This is a genomic window from Marivita sp. (assembly GCF_051859345.1).
GTDB lineage: Bacteria > Pseudomonadota > Alphaproteobacteria > Rhodobacterales > Rhodobacteraceae > Marivita.
Map to the genome: position 1 here is coordinate 59,200 of NZ_JBHYFV010000019.1, position 15,002 is coordinate 74,201.

General features: G+C 60.4%; 15 protein-coding genes. 9 read left to right on the forward strand and 6 right to left on the reverse strand.

Features of this window, described 5'->3' with window-relative positions; all coding sequences use genetic code 11:
- Window positions 1–107 precede the first annotated feature (107 nt).
- The 6 genes from pncA (at window position 108) to ACTIEN_RS13340 (ending at window position 5,948) form a co-directional block, all read left to right on the forward strand.
- Window positions 108–701 carry a bifunctional nicotinamidase/pyrazinamidase gene (gene pncA, locus ACTIEN_RS13315; RefSeq protein ID WP_439523635.1) on the forward strand — a complete coding sequence of 198 codons (594 nt, stop codon included), beginning with the start codon at window positions 108–110 and terminating at the stop codon, window positions 699–701.
- The gene (locus tag ACTIEN_RS13320; protein WP_439523636.1) at window positions 698–1,402 is read left to right on the forward strand and encodes a YkgJ family cysteine cluster protein; all 705 of its coding nucleotides are present in this window, start codon (window positions 698–700) and stop codon (window positions 1,400–1,402) included. Before pncA ends, ACTIEN_RS13320 begins: the two co-directional genes overlap by 4 nt.
- 119 nt (window positions 1,403–1,521) lie before the next feature.
- Complete coding sequence (locus ACTIEN_RS13325; RefSeq protein ID WP_439523637.1) at window positions 1,522–1,977, forward strand: TerB family tellurite resistance protein; 456 nt, start codon at window positions 1,522–1,524, stop codon at window positions 1,975–1,977.
- A gap of 60 nt (window positions 1,978–2,037) precedes the next feature.
- The gene (gene pncB, locus ACTIEN_RS13330; protein ID WP_439523638.1) at window positions 2,038–3,330 is read left to right on the forward strand and encodes a nicotinate phosphoribosyltransferase; all 1,293 of its coding nucleotides are present in this window, start codon (window positions 2,038–2,040) and stop codon (window positions 3,328–3,330) included.
- A gap of 246 nt (window positions 3,331–3,576) precedes the next feature.
- Window positions 3,577–4,998 carry a homospermidine synthase gene (locus tag ACTIEN_RS13335; RefSeq protein WP_439523639.1) on the forward strand — a complete coding sequence of 474 codons (1,422 nt, stop codon included), beginning with the start codon at window positions 3,577–3,579 and terminating at the stop codon, window positions 4,996–4,998.
- A gap of 218 nt (window positions 4,999–5,216) precedes the next feature.
- The gene (locus ACTIEN_RS13340) at window positions 5,217–5,948 is read left to right on the forward strand and encodes a helix-turn-helix domain-containing protein (RefSeq protein ID WP_439523640.1); all 732 of its coding nucleotides are present in this window, start codon (window positions 5,217–5,219) and stop codon (window positions 5,946–5,948) included.
- Here the strand turns inward: ACTIEN_RS13340 and ACTIEN_RS13345 are convergent.
- Window positions 5,900–6,619, reverse strand: coding sequence for a hypothetical protein (locus ACTIEN_RS13345; protein WP_439523641.1), 720 nt, complete (start codon window positions 6,617–6,619; stop codon window positions 5,900–5,902). The genes ACTIEN_RS13340 and ACTIEN_RS13345 overlap by 49 nt on opposite strands.
- A 424-nt stretch (window positions 6,620–7,043) precedes the next feature.
- Between ACTIEN_RS13345 and ACTIEN_RS13350 the strand changes: the two genes are divergently transcribed.
- Together ACTIEN_RS13350 and ACTIEN_RS13355 are read left to right on the forward strand one after the other, a co-directional pair.
- Window positions 7,044–7,532 carry a twin-arginine translocation pathway signal gene (locus ACTIEN_RS13350; protein WP_439523642.1) on the forward strand — a complete coding sequence of 163 codons (489 nt, stop codon included), beginning with the start codon at window positions 7,044–7,046 and terminating at the stop codon, window positions 7,530–7,532.
- Between the two features lie 19 nt (window positions 7,533–7,551).
- Window positions 7,552–8,160: a ferric reductase-like transmembrane domain-containing protein gene (locus tag ACTIEN_RS13355; RefSeq protein ID WP_439523643.1), complete on the forward strand. Its 609-nt coding sequence runs from the start codon at window positions 7,552–7,554 to the stop codon at window positions 8,158–8,160.
- A gap of 12 nt (window positions 8,161–8,172) precedes the next feature.
- Here the strand turns inward: ACTIEN_RS13355 and ACTIEN_RS13360 are convergent, their stop codons facing one another.
- Window positions 8,173–9,396 (reverse strand): MFS transporter, encoded by a 1,224-nt coding sequence (locus ACTIEN_RS13360; protein WP_439523644.1) that lies wholly within the window; start codon window positions 9,394–9,396, stop codon window positions 8,173–8,175.
- A 102-nt stretch (window positions 9,397–9,498) separates the two neighbouring features.
- On the opposite strand from ACTIEN_RS13360, the gene ACTIEN_RS13365 reads away from it, so the two are divergent.
- The gene (locus ACTIEN_RS13365; RefSeq protein WP_439523645.1) at window positions 9,499–9,621 is read left to right on the forward strand and encodes a hypothetical protein; all 123 of its coding nucleotides are present in this window, start codon (window positions 9,499–9,501) and stop codon (window positions 9,619–9,621) included.
- Between the two features lie 8 nt (window positions 9,622–9,629).
- On the opposite strand, the gene cueR is transcribed toward ACTIEN_RS13365, so the two are convergent.
- The 4 genes from cueR to ACTIEN_RS13385 form a co-directional block, all read right to left on the reverse strand.
- A complete protein-coding gene (cueR, locus tag ACTIEN_RS13370) occupies window positions 9,630–10,022 on the reverse strand; it encodes a Cu(I)-responsive transcriptional regulator (protein ID WP_439523646.1) in 393 nt (130 codons plus the stop codon).
- A complete protein-coding gene (locus ACTIEN_RS13375) occupies window positions 10,019–12,481 on the reverse strand; it encodes a heavy metal translocating P-type ATPase (protein ID WP_439523647.1) in 2,463 nt (820 codons plus the stop codon). Before ACTIEN_RS13375 ends, cueR begins: the two co-directional genes overlap by 4 nt.
- A 183-nt stretch (window positions 12,482–12,664) precedes the next feature.
- Window positions 12,665–13,852 (reverse strand): 23S rRNA (adenine(2503)-C(2))-methyltransferase RlmN, encoded by a 1,188-nt coding sequence (rlmN, locus tag ACTIEN_RS13380; protein WP_439523648.1) that lies wholly within the window; start codon window positions 13,850–13,852, stop codon window positions 12,665–12,667.
- Window positions 13,853–13,963: 111 nt separating this feature from the next.
- Window positions 13,964–14,959, reverse strand: coding sequence for a permease (locus ACTIEN_RS13385; RefSeq protein ID WP_439523650.1), 996 nt, complete (start codon window positions 14,957–14,959; stop codon window positions 13,964–13,966).
- Window positions 14,960–15,002: the final 43 nt, after the last annotated feature.

The window sequence follows — 15,002 nt, forward strand, 5'->3', positions numbered from 1 at the left end:
CGGAATTACGCCCGGTTGCGCGCCCATGCAAGGTTCCTGAATGCCGCAACCCTTGACCCTTGGGGGCAGGCTTCTTACCCAAGACATATCCAACAGGAGGCTGCCCCATGTCCGCGCTGATCGTCATTGACGTGCAAAACGATTTCTGCCCCGGAGGTGCGCTCGCCGTGCCCGAAGGCGACGTGATCGTACCGGGGATCAACGCGCTGATGGCCGACGCCGAGGCGGTTGTGCTGACGCAGGACTGGCACCCTGCGGGACATTCGAGCTTTGCGTCGGAGCACGAGGGACACGATCCCTACAGCATGATCGACATGCCCTATGGGCCACAGGTCTTGTGGCCCGATCATTGCGTGATCGGATCGGACGGTGCTGCCTTTCACACCGACCTGAACACCGATCGCGCGGAGATGGTGATCCGCAAGGGGTTTCGCCGCGCCATCGACAGCTATTCGGCGTTCTTCGAGAATGACCATGAAACGCCGACTGGGCTTGAGGGGTATCTGCGCGCGCGGGGGATCACCAAGCTGACGATGGTGGGCCTTGCCACGGATTTCTGTGTCGCATTTTCCGCCATCGACGCGGCAAAACTGGGCTTTGACGTGACCGTGCGGCTTGACCTGTGCCGCGCGATTGATCTGAACGGATCGCTTGCGACCGCGAAACAGAACATGGTGCAGGCCGGTGTGACGCTGGCATGAGCAAAGTCATGACGCTTGCCGACCGACTGCAAAAAGCGCGGGTCGCCAGCACCCCCGAGGTCAGCGATCGTGCCAAGCGTGGGCTTGCGGCGTATGTCGGTGCGCAGGCACAGGGGATGCAGGCCATCGCGGATCTGGCGGATGGGACTGCGGCGACCGCAATTGGCCAGCTTGGATTATCCGCGATGTCGCCCACCGGGCTGGACTGTGCGTCGGGTTGTGCGTTTTGCTGCATCCTGTCGGGTGACGATGGCGGCACGATCACGGAATCCGAGGCGGTTGCCCTGCACAGCACACTTGCGCCTTTGGTCGGGCAACGCGATGGGCGCGCGTGGCATCCCAAGGCGTGCCCGTCGCTTGATCCCGAAACGCGGACCTGTCGCGCCTACGATGCCCGTCCGATGATCTGTCGCGCCTATGTGTCGACAGATGTGACCGCGTGTGAGGCGGTGTCGAACGGGCAGGTGGCACCTGGTCCGGGCACTCTTGGACCCTACCACACCTATCTTGCGGCCATCGGTCTGAGCCGTGCTGCGTTGAAGGGCACCAAGCGGGTTGCGACCTATGCCCTGTCGCGGGTTGCGGCTGCGGCGGTTGAGGGTAAATCGTTGGACGATGCCCTGACAGCAGCGCGCCATAAACCGGCAGAACTGGATGCGGAACTCAAGCGCAGCAAGCGGGATATTTCGCGCGCATCGTAGCCAGCGTTTCTGAATGCGCACAGTTGCCGATCCGTGTGGCAGCGGGTCTGGTTTCTCTCTTTGTCCATGATGTCAAGTTGCGTAGGCTGCAAGAAACTCTTGCTTGAAGGCACTTCGCCATGTTCGAACGTATCCTTGCCCTGTTTGACAAAACGGTTCCGCAAACCCAGTTGCCCCCGGCCGATGCCAAATATGCGCTGGGGGCGCTGATGGTGCGCACGGCGATGGCCGACAAGGCGTATCTGTTTCAAGAGGTCGAAGAGATCGACCGGGTGTTGGCCCGGATGTACGATCTTGGCCCGATCGAGGCGGCCAAGATGCGCGCGCAATGCGAAAAGCTTGCGCACGAGTTGCCCAGAACCGAGGATCTGGCCGCCATCCTGACCGAGAATATCGCCGTTGAAAAACGAGAATTTGTCGTCGCGGCGCTTTGGGATGTGGTCTATGCCGACGGCAATCGCCACGCCAAAGAGAACCTGTTGGTGGGCGAGATTGCGGGCCTCCTGGGGGTGGACGAGGCCACCTGCGAGCGCATCCGCGATGAGGAAGTGGCGAACTGGGACAAGAATCACTGAGGCTGGACATACGCCGCCCGGATTGGTCTAAGCGACCCGCCTGCGCCTTGGGAGACCACAATGGTTGATATCGCCACCCGTGTCTGGAACCACAAATGGAAGATCGACCCGATTGTGCGGTCGCTCATCGACACGGATTTCTACAAGCTGCTGATGTGCCAGTCGGTGTTTCGCAACAAGCGCGACACGCAGGTGACGTTCAGCCTGATCAACCGATCCAGCCATGTGCCCTTGGCCAAGCTGATCGACGAGGGCGAATTGCGCGAACAGTTGGATCATATCCGGTCTCTGTCCTTGCGGCGCAACGAAAGCACCTGGCTGCGCGGCAACACGTTTTACGGCAAGCGCCAGATGTTCCGCCCCGATTTCATGGAGTGGTTCGAACAGCTGCGTCTGCCGCCCTATCATCTGGAGCGGGTGGACGATCAGTATGAACTGACCTTCGAAGGCGCGTGGCCCGAGGTGATGCTGTGGGAGATCCCGGCATTGGCCGTGTTGATGGAATTGCGCGGTCGGGCGGTGCTGAACGACATGGGGCGGTTCGAATTGCAGGTGCTTTATGCCCGCGCGATGACCAAGCTGTGGGAGAAGATCGAAAAGCTGCGAGAGGTGCCGGAGTTGCGCATCGCGGATTTCGGTACGCGGCGACGGCATTCCTTCCTGTGGCAGGATTGGTGTGTGCAGGCGATGTTCGAAGGGCTGGGCGACAGTTTCGTCGGCACGTCGAATTGCATGATCGCCAAGAACCGCGACCTTGAGGCGATTGGCACCAATGCGCACGAGTTGCCGATGGTCTATGCCGCGCTGGCCAAGGATGATGCGGCGCTGGCGAAAGCCCCTTATGACGTGTTGGCGGACTGGCACGAGGAACACGAGGGCAATCTGCGCATGATCCTGCCGGACACCTATGGGACCGAAGGATTTCTGCGGGATGCGCCCGACTGGCTGGCAGGGTGGACCGGTATGCGGATTGATTCAGGTGATCCCGCGACGGGGGCCGAGACCGCAATCCGTTGGTGGAAAGAGCGGGGGGAAGACCCGACGAAAAAGCTGGTGATCTTTTCGGACGGGTTGGACGTGGACAAGATACTGGAACTGCAACGCCAGTTTGCCGGACGTGTGCGGGTGTCCTTTGGTTGGGGCACGTTGCTGACCAATGATTTCCGTGGGCTTACGGCGGATGATCGGCTGGCTCCGTTCAGCCTTGTGTGCAAGGCGGTCGAAGCCGATGGCCACGCGACGGTCAAGCTGTCGGACAATCCCAACAAGGCGATGGGGCCGAAGGATCAGATCGAACGATACAAGCGGGTGTTTGGCGTTGGAGATCAGCAACGGCTTGAGGTTGTGGTCTGAGATCAACCTTGATTGGCGACTCCTTTCCGAGGCTTTGAGCCGATTCAAACCTGTCGCACACGGGCCGGTGAATGGGACGGACAGAAACCCCTGCTGGCGTGGCGACGCTGACCAGCACCTCTTGGACTCCGTCCGCTGCACGGGATACAAACACTTCAAAGGCTTGCCAGACGGTGCCGTTGGGTTTGAACGCGGGGACTCTCCATGGGTCGCGCTGGCCCGGACAGAACACGACGAGGAGGTGTCATGACGCAGAACCATCCAGTTTACGGTCGCATCGATGGACCGATTGTGATGATCGGGTTCGGATCAATCGGGAAAGGGACGTGGCCCCTGATCGAGCGGCATTTCGAATATGATGCGGACAGGTTCACCGTGATCGAACCGGATGCCCGGCAAGCGAATTTCCTGCGGCAACACAAGATCAACCATCTGCAAGTGGCTCTGACTCCCGAAAACTACCGCGAGGTGCTGGGCGAGATCTTCAGCGAAGGGAAAGGATTTTGCGTCAACCTGTCGGTCGACTCGTCTTCGCTGGATCTGATGAAGTTCTGCCGCGACATCGGCGTGCTTTATATTGACACGGTGGTGGAGCCCTGGGCAGGGTATTATTTCGACACGACCGACAACGCGGAACGGACAAATTACGCGCTCCGTCAGAAGGTTCGGGACGAGAAGGCCGCAAATCCCGGTGGGACCACGGCGGTCAGCTGTTGTGGTGCCAATCCGGGAATGGTGTCGTGGTTCGTGAAAGACGCGCTGCTGACGCTGGCGTGCGATACCGGGCGTGACGTGGCTGCGCCACAGGATCGCGCGGGTTGGGCAGGTTTGATGCAGTCGCTGGGCGTGAAAGGTGTACATATCGCCGAACGCGACACCCAGGCGCGCCGAACGCCGCGGCCCAGAAACGTGTTTGTGAACACATGGTCGGTTGAGGGGTTCATCGCGGAAGGATTCCAACCGGCAGAGCTTGGCTGGGGAACGCATGAGACGTGGTTTCCCGAGAACGCGCACTCCTACGACAAAGGCTGTCAGGCCGCGATCTGGCTGGAGCGTCCCGGTGCAATCACGCGGGTCCATACATGGTGCCCGACGCCGGGGCCGCAGTTCGGATTTCTGGTGACGCACAACGAGGCGATTTCGATTGCGGATTACTACACGGTCGGGGAGGTGGGCACCCCGGAGTACCGACCGACCTGTCACTACGCCTATCATCCGAGCGATGACGCGGTGCTGTCGCTGCACGAGATGTTCGGATCGGGTCGTCAGCAGCAGGTGCATCACATCCTGACCGAGGACGAGATCGTCGAAGGTATAGATGAACTGGGTGTGCTGCTTTACGGGCACGAGAAGAACGCGCTTTGGTACGGTTCGCGTCTGTCGAACGAGGAAACGCGCGATCTGGCTCCTTATCAGAACGCGACCGGCTTGCAGGTGACAAGCGCGGTGCTGGCCGGGATGGTCTGGGCGCTGGAAAATCCGGAAGCCGGGATCGTGGAGACCGATGAGATGGATCACGCGCGTTGCCTTGAGGTGCAGCGACCCTATCTGGGACCGGTAGAGGCGCATTACACGGATTGGACCCCGCTCCAGGACCGTTGGGAGCATTTTCCCGAGGATATCGACGAGAGTGATCCCTGGCAGTTTCGCAATGTGCTGGCGAGTTGAGGGCAGGGCGGAAACGGGTTCGGGCGTCGTACCCCGAATTCTGTACCAAGCTGGGACCAATCGCCTATAAGGTGCAATTCAGGCTATACATACCACCTTTGCGACGATACCTCTGATGGGGGAAAGGGTGTACCCTTAGAAAGTTGGATTGCTACATGTCTTCGACCATCACGGAACTCGACGTATTTGATAATTTCAGGACGAATCTGAAAAACATCATGCAATCGCAGAATCTCAGCGCAGCTGAACTGTCCGTGCGCGCCGGTTTCGAAAAGGAAGATGCGATTGCAGCGATGATGCGCGGCACCAACCTTCCCAACATGGCGACCCCGGTCCGGTTGGCGGATGCTTTGGGTGTTCCGGTGGAAGTTCTTTTCCGCGACCAGCGCGAGCATCTGAAACAGGTGTTTGAAGCGGTTCCGATTCAGGAGGTGGACCGTCAGGCGGCTTTGCTTATGTCTGCGGTGTTCAAGTCGGCAGAGCGGTCTCTGGAGCGGCTTGGCGACCGTCCGACGCTCGATTCGATTGTATCGTGGTGGAAAGAGACCGACGGAGATTTGTCACGCTGCGATCAGATCTCCCCGCATTTCGACCTCGTGAGTGCTGCCGAAGCGTTGACCTCTGTTCCCAGGATTCACCATGTTGGTGCGCTTGGCTTGTCGGCCACGACGCTTGGATCAGCCGAGAATTCCCGTCTGGAACACTTTCTTGAGACACTGAGCACGTCCGACCTTGCCGAGTTGAATGGGCATATCAGGACGGTCGCGCATTCGGGTGTCGGGATGATCACTCCGCTGAAACGGATCGTGCCCTTCCCCGAGACGAACGAAACCGTTGAAGTCAGTTTCGTTCGCCTCATGCTTCCGGTCAGGGATACATCCGGAACGCTGTTCGTCCTGAACTACTCCACGCTCTTGAGTGAATCGACACCCAGAAGACAGGATGGGTGATGTTTGAAGAATTCGGCCATATCTGCCAGTTCGCGTGACTGGATGGCGACCAGATATTCGCCATCGACCCGCCCTTTCGGAAGTGTTCCCCAAAGATGCGCGCCCGGATATTGGCGGGTGAAGCCGTATTCGGTGGCATAGCCGCGCCGCGCATCATCGGCCCTGACAAACGCGTAAAGCCAATCGGAATTCCAGCGCAGCTGACAATAGCTGAAAAGCAAATGGGTGTAGAGCGAAAGCAGATGCCGTGAGCCGCGCACACCTTTGGCGATGAAGAACTCGCCCATATAGATGACCTGACCCGAAATCTCGTCGCAGGGGCGCGTGTGGTTGGCCACGGGGCGCAAGCTGCCTTGACCCTTGTACAGCCGGGCATAGCTTCTGGCCCAATAGCTGGACAGGGTTTCAGACATCAGGATGTCATGGCGTGCGGCGACACCGCCGATGTCTTTTCCATCCTTTCGCAGGATCAACCAGACCGCGTTGTCGGCAGACAGGTCGTGATGTTCAGACGAGAGCATGGGAGTGATGGATGTCTTTCCAATGTCGAGCATGCGGTCTTCGCAAGACTGGAAATCACACGATTCTTCGACTGTGATGCCTTTGTCCTCGAGCGCACGCATACACGCGCCAAAAAGCTTCATCAGGTCCAGGATTGACGGTTTGATCACGATATTCCTCCTTGGATGGGTTGGTGAACAACATCACCAGACCACTCCATTCAGAGTTCGGGGCCAACCCTTATGGTTGTTGTTTCGTATCTGTAAACAATTTATGATAGCGTCAAACGACCTGTATCCCTTTGCACCTGAACCATATTTCAGAATTGGAACGGAAGAAGATTGGTCGCGCTGGTGGCGCATTTTCTTGCGGAATAACGCGAATCTTCGAAGCGCGATCCCCTCGATTTCGAGACTCAACCATGATTTTCGCCTCAGCGGGTTGATGCCTGTGGCGGATCACAAAGCTGTGGGACCCGTTTTGAGAAAAGGCGTTTCGGCCTAAATTAAAGGCTACACAAGATGTATTGCAGGAGTGTCGCCCAGTTGGTTTTCCGGGCGTATCGGTCCTGCCCCGACTGACAGGAGGCTTGAGATGACGATCCATTCTTTCCCACGCCGCACGTTCATCGCCACGGGTGCCGCTGCGCTATTGACCGGTGCTGCCGGGATGATCGTGCCTGCCCGTGCGCAGGGGCTCGCGCCGACGCCCTCCATGCGGGGTGGGGCGAACAATTATCGTCCGGGCGCGCCAATCGTGGAAAGGATCGGCGGCGGCGCATTCTGGATGACAGGAACTGTGCGTCGGGCCGGGGACGGTGCGCCGCTTGCCGGGCAGCGTATTCAGGTCTGGGCCCACACGACGGAAGGACATGAACGTGATCCGCAGAGCCACGGCGCAACGCTGACGGATGCCAATGGCGAATTCCGGCTTGAGATGCCGCAGATCGTCCCGGCCTTTGGACAGGCGCATGGGCATCTTGCCTATGATGACGACAGCTTTGAGACGGTCTTTCTGCGGCCTTTGATGGCGCATTCCAAAGACACCAGCCTGAGCGCGCATTTCGTTCTGCAACCAGCCTGATCGGATCGGATTGATCGACATGGGTCGCACACGCGCGATGCTGATATGGGCCGTGGTGACAGCGGCAATTGTCATACCGAGCGCCTTTGCCTTGTCGAGCCCGCTTCTTGAATGGCGCCGACCGGTCTATGTTGTCGCCGGATTTGCGGGGGTTGTCGGACTGGCGCTGATGCTGCTGCAACCCTTGCTTGCGGGGGGCTACCTGCCGGGGCTTCCCACGTTGCGCGGGCGGCGGGTGCATCGGGTGATTGGGGGTGCCTTGGTTCTGGCCGTGGTGATCCATGTTGCCGGACTTTGGATCACCAGCCCGCCGGATGTGATTGATGCGTTGCTCTTCAGATCGCCGACGCCGTTTTCCGCTTGGGGTGTGATTGCGATGTGGGCGATCTTCGGCACCGCCTTGCTGGCGCTGCTTCGTCGCAGGATCGGCCTGCGGCTGCGTCTCTGGCGGTTTGCGCACACGGCGCTTGCGGTTGTGATCGTCGCTGGAACCGTGGCCCACGCGGTGCTGATTGACGGAACGATGGAGCCGGTGTCCAAGGCCATTCTTGGCGGTCTGGTTGTGGCTGCGACGGCAAAGGTTGTGGTCGACTTGCGGGCCTTTTCGCCGCGGTCGATCTTTCGCTGAGACGCAGGCGGGTCAGGCTGGCGCGGTCGTTGGTGATCTGCCACGTTGTCCCCGCATCAGAATCAGGATCATGATGGCGATGTTCATGCCATTCCAGACGATTCCGTTGACGAAGGCCCATTGGTAGCTTCCGGTGACATCGTAGATCCAGCCCGAGAGCCAGCCGCCCAGTGCCATGCCCATGATGGTCATCATTATCACGAACCCGACCCGCGCTCCGGCTTCGCGGCTTGGCATGTATTCGCGGACGATGACAGCGTAGCTGGGCACGATGCCCCCCTGGCTGAGACCGAAGATCAGGCTGACCATGTAAAGCGACACGAGACCACCTGCGGGCAGATAGAGAAAGAGGGCGATGGCCTGAAGCGTTGACCCGAGCAATAGGGTCGGGACGCCGCCGATGCGGTCCGCCAGTGTGCCCGAGATCAGACGGGACACAACGCCCCCCATGAGCATCAGGGAAAGCATCTCGGCCCCGACCGCTGCGCCGAAGCCGTAATCGACGCAGAGCGCGACGATGTGAACCTGCGGCATCGACATCGCAACGCAGCAGCCTATGCCCGCGATGCCAAGCATCCATTGCAACTGGCGCGGCGTAAAGCCGGTGGCGCGGGTGCGGCTGGCGGATTGGGTGTCTGCGGTCTCGATTGCCTCGATCGGAACGCGAGTGCGCAGCATCAAGGCGAGCGGCGGGACAATGACCAAAGTGAGAATCCCAAGCGTCGTATAGCTCCAGCGCCAGCTGTCTCCGCCCGCGAGGTTGCCCAAGAGCAGCGGCCAGATCGCGCCCGACAGGTAGTTGCCAGAGGCGGCGATGGCGACGGCGATGCCACGGCGTTTGAGGAACCATTGCGAAATGTCCGCAATAAGAGGCCCGAAACTGCAGGCGGTGGCAAAGCCGATGATGAATTGCAGGGCTGTCAGGATCAGAAGCGACGGACTGAGTGCGGCAAGGGTATAGGACACTGCAAGCGTCAGCGCGCAGGCGATGAGAGACACCGTGATGCCGAACCGGTCCACCGCGCGGCCAACGTAGAAATTGCCAAGCGCAAAACCCACCATGGTGAGCGTATAGGCGAGCGATACATCCGCCCGACCGACCCCGAATTCGGTCTGCACTTCGGGCATGACCACGATGATCGCCCACATGCCCACATTGCCCATGACAGCAATGAGCAGTGTGACCAGTAATCGGGTCCAGGAATAGCGGCTGTCCAGTGCGGAAGGCGTGATCATGCGGTCACATTAGCCACCCATGGCGTCGGCACCAGCGAAATATGCCGCGTGGGTTGACCCTGGCTTTGGAGCGGGCAGTGTGGACGCAAGGGGGGCGCAAGCGTGGATGAAATTTCGCAACATGCCCGGCGGGACAGAGAGACCGGGGTGACGGTTCTGTCGCTCGGGTGCGCCGCGATGGGTGTTGTCTGCGGTCGTGTGATCAACCGGATCGAAATTGGCTGACCGGGCTTTCAGGGGCCGCCGGTTGCGAGGTCTTTGAGGATCGGGCAGTCGGGACGGTTGTCGCCAGCGCAGCTTTGAACAAGGTCCGAGAGCGTATCGCGCATGGATTGAAGCTGGGTGATCTTGTCTTCGATCTTGTGCAGGTGCGATTGAGCGAGGTCTTTCACATCGGCGCTGGCGCGGGATTTGTCATCATAGAGCGCGAGCAGGGTACGGCAGTCTTCGATGGTGAACCCCAAAGCGCGCGCACGCCCGAGGAAAGCCAGCTTGTGCAAATCGCTGTCACGGAATCGGCGGTAGCCATTGCTGTCGCGCAACGGTGTGACAAGACCGATATCCTCGTAATAGCGGATGGTTTTCGCGGGCAGGCCTGCGCGTTGGGAAACGTCTCCGATGTTCATGCTGTCGCCTCGGTCCGCGTCGATTGAGAGGTTGGACGGTCCTGCTGGGCTGGCGCGATTCGGCGCAGACGCAGGGCATTGGTCAGGACAAAGACCGAACTGAGCGCCATCGCCCCGGCCCCGAGCATCGGGGACAGCAGGATTCCGAAAGCCGGGTACAGCACACCCGCCGCAACCGGGATCAGCGCGGTGTTGTAGGCAAAGGCCCAGAACAGGTTTTGACGGATATTGCGCATCGTCCGGCGCGAGATTTCCACCGCATTGACCACGCCAGAGACGCGGCCGGAGGCCAGCACGATGTCAGCCGCCTCGATCGCAACGTCGGTGCCGGTGCCGATGGCAAGACCTATCTCGGCTTCGGCCAGGGCGGGTGCATCATTGATGCCGTCACCGACAAACGCCACCGGCCCATATTGCGCGCGCAGGGTTTTGATCGCGTCGACCTTGCCATCCGGCAAGACACCTGCGGTGACATGGTCGATGCCAAGTTGCCGTGCAATGGCGTCGGCAGCTGCGGGACTGTCGCCCGAGATCATGGCGACCTTCAGCCCTGCTTCGTGCAAGGCGTCTATTGCAGGTCTTGCGCTTGGCTTGATCTGGTCGGCCACGGAAAAGACCGCTGCGGCTTGACCGTCAATGGCAAGACAGACAAGCGTGTGGCCCCTTTCCGCAAAACGGGTGATCGCGTCTTTGAGCGGGCTTGTGTCGACATCTTGTTCGATCAGGTGGCGTTCGGAGCCGACAAGCACGGCGTGTCCGTCGATGGTGGCTTTCAAGCCGTAGCCGGGGACAGTTTCGCTGTCGCTTACCACTGGCAGGTCGCCGGGGGCGGCGGTCAGTATCGCGCGGGCGATGGGATGGTCCGAGCTTTGTTCGGTAGCTGCGGTCAGCGCCAGGGCGTTTTGCGGATCGACGCCGGACACGGTGACCTGATCAACAAGCGTGGGGTGTCCTTCGGTCAGAGTGCCAGTCTTGTCGAACGCCACGACTTTGGCGGCGTCAAGCCTTTGAAGCGCGTCACCCTTGCGGAACAGCACGCCAAGTTCGGCGGCGCGGCCTGTGCCGACCATGATTGACGTGGGCGTGGCAAGACCCATGGCGCAGGGGCAGGCGATGATCAGGACAGCAACACCCGAAACCAATGCGTAGCCAAGCGAGGGAGATGGGCCGAAGGTGAGCCAAACCGCTACCGTCAGCAGGGCAATGCCAAGCACAACGGGCACGAAGATGCGCACGACGCGGTCGGCCAATGCCTGAATGGGCAATTTTGCGCCTTGGGCGGTTTGCACCATGTCGATGATGCGGGCAAGCACGGTGTCGGACCCGACGGCGGTTGCGCGGTAGGTAAGCGAACGCTGGCCGTTGATCGTGCCGCCGGTGACGGGATCGCCACTGACTTTGGCAACGGGAACCGGTTCGCCGGTGATCATCGATTCATCAACGAAGGAGTTCCCGTCGGTCACGACGCCATCCACGGCGATACGCGCACCGGGGCGGGCTTCGATCATGTCGTCGGTTTTCACCTCGGACAGCGGGATTTCGGTGAAACTGCCATCGCGCAAGACACGCACGGTGTCGGGGCGCAACCCGACGAGATGGCGAATGGCAGCCCCGGTCCGACCCTTGGCGCGCGCTTCCATCCAGCGACCAGCAAGGATCAGGGTCACGATCACACCAGCCGCTTCAAAATAGACGGCGCGTGTGCCGTCCGGCAGCAGGGCGGGCAGGAACGTGGCAATGGTGGAATACCCCCAGGCGGCCAGTGTTCCCAAGGCGACAAGGCTGTTCATGTCCGGGCTGCCCTTGGCAAGAAGCGGCAGGCCAATGCGGAAGAACCGGCGGCCAGGCCACACCAACACAAGAGTGACCAGAAGAAATTGCAGAACCCAGAAGGCCTGCATTCCGATGCTGCCCATGATGGCATGGTGGATCGGCGGATAGAGATGACCTCCCATTTCGGTGAGGAAGACCGGAAGTGTCAGCGCCGCTGCGATCAGGGTGTCGCGCCTGAGCGGAGGGATTTCGGACGGCGTTTCTGTCGGCGTGTCGCTGGTGACGGGTTTCGCGGGATACCCGGCGTCAGTCACCGTCTGCGCAAGCGCTTCCGACGTTACCGCACCATCAAGGACACGAACACTGGCGGTCTCGGTCGCGAGGTTCACAGTGGCAGACAGAACGCCCGGAACATTCTGGAGCGCGCGTTCAACGCGTCCGGTGCAGGAGGCGCAGCTCATGCCGGTGATCGAAAGGCGGTGCGTGGATTCGCGGGCCGGATACCCTGCGGTCTTGAGCGCGTCTTGCAGTGTGTCGGCTTGGGCCTCTCCTGTCACTTGCGCCATGCGCGTTGCGATATTGACTGATGCCTCGCTCACTCCGGGGGCAGCGGCAAGCGCGCGTTCGGCCCGACCGGCGCAGGCAGCGCAGCTTAGGTTTTCGACGGCAAAACGAAGCGTGGTCATGGATCTGATTCCTTGTGTTGGGCATCAGATAGGGGTTCCAGTCACTGGAAGGTCAAGGGGCAAGACAGAATTCCGTTTGCGAAACGGCATGCGACAAATAAGTGCATGCGCCGCATTGCGGGCACTGCATTCAAGGTCTGTCAGATCTCACATAAGGTTCGTGAACAAGCGTGAAGCCGTCCGTCAACCAGTCCCGGTTTCCGCGGCGATCTGCGCACGGGATTTGCGCGCGCGCTCGGTGGCGGATTTCAACTGACCGCAGGCGGCCATGATGTCTTCGCCGCGTGGGGTGCGGATCGGAGAAGCGTACCCGGCCTTGTAAAGGATATCTGCAAACGATTCGATGCGTGACCAGTCCGAGCGTTCGTAAGGTGCGCCGGGCCATTCGTTGAAGGGGATCAGGTTGATCTTTGCCGGAATGCCTTGAATCAGTTTCACGAGGCGGCGGGCATCTGCGTCGGAATCGTTCACATCCTTGAGCATCACATATTCAAAGGTGATGCGTTCGGAGTTCGATTTCTTCGGATATTCCCGCAGCGCGTCCAGAAGCGTTTCGATGTTCCACCGCTTGTTGATCGGCACCAGACCGTCGCGCACCTCGTCGGTGGTGGCGTGAAAGCTGACGGCCAGAAGGCAGCCGATTTCCTCGGCCGTCTTGGCGATTTCCGGCACAACGCCAGAGGTCGACAGCGTGATGCGGCGGCGCGACAGGGCGATGCCTTCGCCGTCCATCGCAATTCTCATGGCGTCGCGCACGTTGTCGAAATTGTAGAGCGGCTCACCCATGCCCATGAGCACGATGTTCGACAGCAAACGCGGGCCGTTTTCGCCGGTGCCGATACCAGGCTCCGGCCATTCGCCCAGATCGTCACGCGCCAGCATGACCTGCCCGATGATTTCGCCTGCCGTCAGGTTGCGCACCAGCTTTTGCGTGCCGGTGTGGCAAAACGAACAGGTGAGCGTACAGCCGACCTGGGACGAGATACACAGGGTGCCGCGGTCGGTCTCGGGGATATAGACCACCTCGACCTCGTGCCCGCCTGCGATGCGCACAAGGTACTTGCGTGTGCCATCTGCGGACACCTGTTTCGACACGATCTCGGGCAGGGCGATCTCGAAATGTTCGTCAAGCTGCGCGCGGTAGCCCTTGGCAAGGTTGGTCATGGCGTGGAAATCGCGCACGCCCCATTGGTAGACCCATTGCCAGATCTGGTTCACGCGCATCTTGGACTGTTTTTCGGGCGTGCCCATCGCGATCAGCGCATCCCGCAACGCCGGACGGGTGAGGCCGACGATATTCGTCTTGCCCCCCTCGGGCGCCTTGCGCGGGATGGTGAGTACGTCTTGCGTGATCGGTGCAGCGCCGGTCATGGAGTCAGCCTTTCTCGAAAAGAGATGACGCACATATAGGATTCTTTGGGATTTGCCAAAGGGGAATGATCGGGGTCTTTTGCGTCAAGGCGCTTTGGAAGGACTTGGACGTCAGATCAATGTCCACGCCTGGTAAGCCAGTCCGATAAAAAACGCGCCGCCAAGGGAGATGGCGATATAGAGCGTGAAGACGCGGGGTTTCACCAAGGCCCAGACTGCGATGGCAGCGGGGAGGGACGTCACACCCCCGGCAACGAGGAAGGCGAGACCCGCGCCCGAGGCCATGCCCTGTTCCATCAGCCCGCTGATGAGTGGCAGGGCGGCGTAGCCGTTAAGGTAGGCAGGCACACCCACGACCGTTGCAATGGCGATGGGGCCAATGCCCGTGCCGCCAAGGACCGAAGTGATCGTTTCAGCCGGGATATAGGCGAGCATCAGGCTTTCCAGCAGGAAGGCCAGCGTGAGCCACTGCGCGAGAAAGAGCGTGGTCTTGAGAGCTTCCTTGCCAAATTTCTCGAGGCGGTCAGAGTGCTCCCAGAAGCGCCAGACAACCGGTTTGGGGTTGCGGATCTTCGCCGCGCCGCACCCGCCATTACCGACACCGTCGCGCAGCGCGTCATGCAGGATGTGCGTGCCTGCCAGCGCAAGAACGATAAAGCCACCGGCGATGCCAAGCCCCACAGCTGCCAGTGTCTTGGCGATGGCAAACTCAAATCCCAAAACACCCGACGTCAGCAGGAACATCGACGGGTCCATCACCGGAGAGGCGAGCCAGAACGCCATCACGGCTGAAAGTGGCACACCCATGAAAAGCAGCGCCGCGATGAGGGGAATCACCCCGCATGAACAGAACGGCGAGAGGCCCCCGGCAAGGGCCGCGAGAAAGATCATCAGTGCCGGAGAGCCCGTAAAGGCGCGTGCGATCAGGTTGTCGGCCCCCGTCGCGCCCGCCCATGCGGCGATACCGATGGAAAGTAGCAGGTAAGGCCCGGTGTGCAGCAGCGATTGTATGGCGAACGAGACGCTCGAGGACGCTTGTGGCGGTGACAGCAGCGCGACAAGCAGAATGAGGACACCGGAAGTGATCCAGATCTTTTGCTTCTTGATGGCGCTCCAGGTCGGGTTTGGCGGTGTGGTAGAGGAAAGATCG

Coding starts and splice junctions, on each gene's coding strand:
- pncA (WP_439523635.1), top strand. CDS start 108: ATGTCCGCGCTGATCGTCATTGACGTGCAAAACGATTTCTGCCCCGGA.
- ACTIEN_RS13320 (WP_439523636.1), top strand. CDS start 698: ATGAGCAAAGTCATGACGCTTGCCGACCGACTGCAAAAAGCGCGGGTC.
- ACTIEN_RS13325 (WP_439523637.1), top strand. CDS start 1,522: ATGTTCGAACGTATCCTTGCCCTGTTTGACAAAACGGTTCCGCAAACC.
- pncB (WP_439523638.1), top strand. CDS start 2,038: ATGGTTGATATCGCCACCCGTGTCTGGAACCACAAATGGAAGATCGAC.
- ACTIEN_RS13335 (WP_439523639.1), top strand. CDS start 3,577: ATGACGCAGAACCATCCAGTTTACGGTCGCATCGATGGACCGATTGTG.
- ACTIEN_RS13340 (WP_439523640.1), top strand. CDS start 5,217: ATGCAATCGCAGAATCTCAGCGCAGCTGAACTGTCCGTGCGCGCCGGT.
- ACTIEN_RS13350 (WP_439523642.1), top strand. CDS start 7,044: ATGACGATCCATTCTTTCCCACGCCGCACGTTCATCGCCACGGGTGCC.
- ACTIEN_RS13355 (WP_439523643.1), top strand. CDS start 7,552: ATGGGTCGCACACGCGCGATGCTGATATGGGCCGTGGTGACAGCGGCA.
- ACTIEN_RS13360 (WP_439523644.1), bottom strand. CDS start 9,396: ATGATCACGCCTTCCGCACTGGACAGCCGCTATTCCTGGACCCGATTA.
- cueR (WP_439523646.1), bottom strand. CDS start 10,022: ATGAACATCGGAGACGTTTCCCAACGCGCAGGCCTGCCCGCGAAAACC.
- ACTIEN_RS13375 (WP_439523647.1), bottom strand. CDS start 12,481: ATGACCACGCTTCGTTTTGCCGTCGAAAACCTAAGCTGCGCTGCCTGC.
- rlmN (WP_439523648.1), bottom strand. CDS start 13,852: ATGACCGGCGCTGCACCGATCACGCAAGACGTACTCACCATCCCGCGC.